General features: G+C 73.0%; 3 protein-coding genes. All 3 read right to left on the minus strand.

Translation table 11 applies throughout. From position 1 onward, the window contains the following. Positions 1–38 precede the first annotated feature (38 nt). Positions 39–1,016 carry an NAD(P)H-quinone oxidoreductase gene (locus ACJA3G_RS33195; protein WP_406556745.1) on the minus strand — a complete coding sequence of 326 codons (978 nt, stop codon included), beginning with the start codon at positions 1,014–1,016 and terminating at the stop codon, positions 39–41. Between the two features lie 10 nt (positions 1,017–1,026). Beyond that, positions 1,027–2,106: a potassium channel family protein gene (locus ACJA3G_RS33200; protein WP_406556746.1), complete on the minus strand. Its 1,080-nt coding sequence runs from the start codon at positions 2,104–2,106 to the stop codon at positions 1,027–1,029. Between the two features lie 181 nt (positions 2,107–2,287). Beyond that, positions 2,288–3,555 (minus strand): molybdopterin molybdotransferase MoeA (locus ACJA3G_RS33205; RefSeq protein WP_406556747.1); only part of this gene is annotated, 1,268 nt, incomplete at its 5' end.

Here is a 3,555-nt window from a genome sequence, read left to right on the forward strand (position 1 = left end):
CCCCACTCGCCCCCACCCCCGGAGCTCGGCGGGGAGGCTCAAACCACCAGCAGCACCTTCCCCACATGCCCGCTGGCCTCCAGCACCCGGTGCCCCTCCGCCGCGTCGGCCATCCGCACCGTCCGGTCCACCACCGGCCGCACCTGCCCAGCAGGGATCAGCGGCCACACATGCTCCCGGACCGCCGCCACGATCGCCGCCTTCTCCTCCGCCGGCCGCCCCCGCAGCGTCGTCGCCGTCACCGCGGCCCGCTTCGCCATCAGCGCCCCGAGGTTGAGCTCGCCCTTCACACCGCCCTGCATCCCGATGACGGCCAGCCGCCCGTTGACGGCCAACGCCCGTACGTTCCGGTCGAGATACTTCGCCCCGATGATGTCGAGGATGACGTCCGCCCCCGCCCCGCCCGTCGCCTTGCGGATCTCCTCCACGAAGTCCTGCTCGCGGTAGTCGATGAGGATGTCCGCCCCCAGCTCCGCGCACCGCGCCAGCTTCTCGGGACCACCCGCCGTGACGGCGACCCGCGCCCCCACCGCCTTGGCGAGCTGGATCGCCATCGTGCCGATCCCGCTCGCCCCGCCGTGCACCAACAGCGTCTCGCCGGGCCGCAGATGGGCCACCATGAACACGTTGGACCACACCGTCGAGACGGCCTCGGGCAGCGACGCCGCCACCGTCAGCTCCACACCCTCCGGCACCGGCAGCAACTGCCCCACCGGCACGGCAACCTTCTCCGCGTACCCGCCACCGCTCAGCAGCGCGCACACCTCGTCTCCGACGGACCACCCGGACACCCCGGGCCCGAGCGCCACGATCCGTCCGGAGCACTCCAGCCCCGGATACGGGGACGCCCCCGGCGGCGGCTCATAGTGCCCCTGCCGCTGCAACACATCCGCACGGTTGACGGCCGCCGCCGCCACCTCGACGAGGACCTCGCCCTCACCCGCCACGGCATCGGGCACCTCGGCCCACACCAGCGCTTCGGGACCACCCGGCTCAGGAATCGTGATCGCATGCATGCGGCCGACGCTACTCCGCCGCACCGGCCGAGGACGCCCCGCCCGCCCGTACGATCGTGATCAGCCGGTCCGTCAGCTGGAGCGGGCTGGCCCGGACGTCGTCGTACGCCAGCAGCCGGTGCCCCCGCAGCACGCTGACCGTGAGGTCCTCCGTCTCCCGGACCCCACGCCCCACCTCGCTCTTGCGCACCGGCCGCTCCACGATGTCGAGCCCGCTGCCCTGCTGGATCAGGTCCTCCATCACCGTGCCCGCGCTCGGGCTGAGCACGGAGAGCCCGAGCAACCGCCCCGCCGCGCTCGCGCTGGTGATCACCCCATCGGCGCCGGACTGCCGCAGCAGCGGGGCGTTCTCCTCCTCCCGCACAGCCGCGACGATCTTCGCCCCACGGTTGAGCTGGCGTGCCGTCAGCGTCACCAGCACCGCCGTGTCGTCGCGCTGGGTGGCGATCACGACCTGCCGGGCCTTCGGCAACTCCGCGCGCAGCAGCACATCACTGCGCGTCGCGTCCCCGATCACCCCGACGAACCCCTCGGCGTTGGCGGCCTCGATCACCTTCGCGCTGGGGTCGACGACGACGACCTGCTCCTTCTTCAGCCCGGTCGCGCAGAGCGTCTGGATCGCCGAACGGCCCTTCGTCCCGAAGCCGACGACGACGGTGTGGTCTCGCAAGTTCGCCTTCCAGCGGTTGAGCCGCCACTCCTCCCGGGTCCGCTCCGTGAGGACCTCAAGAGTCGTACCGACCAGGATGATCAGAAACAGCACGCGCAGCGGCGTGATCAGCAGGATGTTGGTGAGCCTGGCACTGTCGCCGTACGGGACGATGTCGCCGTACCCCGTCGTGGAGAGCGTGACGGTGGCGTAGTACGCGGCGTCCAGCAGATCCAGCGAGCCGTCGGCGTTGTCGTGGTAGCCCGCACGGTCGATCCAGACGATGAAGGTGGTCAGCACCAGCACGCCGAGCGCCATCAGCAGCCGCTTGCCGACCTGCCGCAGCGGCCGGTCCACCACTCGGCGCGGCAGTTTCACCCGCCGGGTAACCAGATTCTCGCCCGCCTGCCGGGCCATGGCGTCCTGGCCGGGCAGTTTCACGTGAAACACCGTTCGTGGACAGGCGAGTTGAGGCGCAGGTGCGGGCAGGTGAAGTGCGGGTGCGTGAGGTGCGGGCGCGGTGTTTCACGTGAAACACCCGTCCGCCGCAGGCGACTTGAGACCGGACGCAGCGAACAACGCGGCGGCTGCGTCCTCTCCACGACTCCCGCACCCGCATGTTTCACGTGAAACACCCTTCCCCCGCTCCCAGTTGTCCCCACGGCAGATCCAGGACCTCGACTTCCTGCCCCGCCTTCGCCCCGCCGGGCGGTACGACCGCCAGCCCGTCCGCCGCCGCGATCCCGCGCAGCATGGCCGGGCCGTTGTAGTGCAGCGGCACGGCCTCATCGCCCCGGTGCACCACGGGCACGAGCCGGGTGTCGTACGGATGCCCGTGCACCTCGTCGCGCAGCGCGGCGGTGTACGGACCGGTGGACGCGGCACCACCCGGGTATCCCGCGAGCTCCCGCAGCAGCGGTTCGGCGAGGGTGAGCAGCGCGGAGACGGCCGCGAGCGGATTGCCGGGCAGCCCCACCAGGTGCTTCCCGGCGGCGATCCGGGCCAGCAGCATGGGGTGCCCGGGGCGGACGGCGACCCCGTCCACCAGCAGCTCGGCCCCCATCGTCCGCAGCACGGGATGCACATGGTCGACGGGACCGGCCGCCGTACCGCCGGTCGTCACCACCAGGTCGGCCGCCGAGCCATCCACGGCCGCGTGCAGTACCTCGGCGTCGTCCTTGAGCCGCCGCGTGGCGACGACCTCGGCGCCGAGCATCCGCAGCCAGGGACCCAGCATCGGCCCCAGGGCGTCCCGGATCAGCCCTTTGCGCGGCAGCCCCTCGGCCAGCAGTTCGTCACCGAGAACGAAGATCTCCACGCGGGGCCGTGGCACGGTGCTCAGCTCGTCGTACCCGGCCGCCGCCGCCAGCCCCAGCACGGCCGGGGTGACCAGCGCGGACGCCGGAAGCAGCCGGTCCCCGGAACGGCACTCCTGGCCGCGCGGGCGAATGTCCTGCCCGGTGACGACCTCCCGCTGCGCATGGAGCACCGCCTTGGCCTCGTCCGTACGCGCGTGCTCGCTGCGGATGACGGCGGTCGCCTCGGCGGGGATACGCGCGCCGGTGGCGATCCGTACGGCTTCCCCGTCCGCCAGCGCGGCGGGCGCGGCGTGTCCGGCGAGGATGCCGTCGGCCGTGTCCCGGATCCGCCAGGGCCCGGGGCCCGCGACGACCCAGCCGTCCATGGCGGAGGTGTCGAAGGACGGCAGGTCGGTGAGGGCCGTGAGGGGGGTGGCCAGGGTTTCCCCCAGGGCCCGGTCGAGGGGCACCCGGTGGCTGCGGCGGGGCGCCGCCCGGCCGGCCGCGACGGCGGCGTCCCTGGCGTGGTGCCAGGGCGCGGCGCGGTGGCGGTGGCGCGGGCGGGGGCGGGAGTCCGGTGCGGGAACGGGAG

The sequence above is a fragment of the Streptomyces sp. YS-3 genome (assembly GCF_045257485.1).
GTDB lineage: Bacteria > Actinomycetota > Actinomycetes > Streptomycetales > Streptomycetaceae > Streptomyces.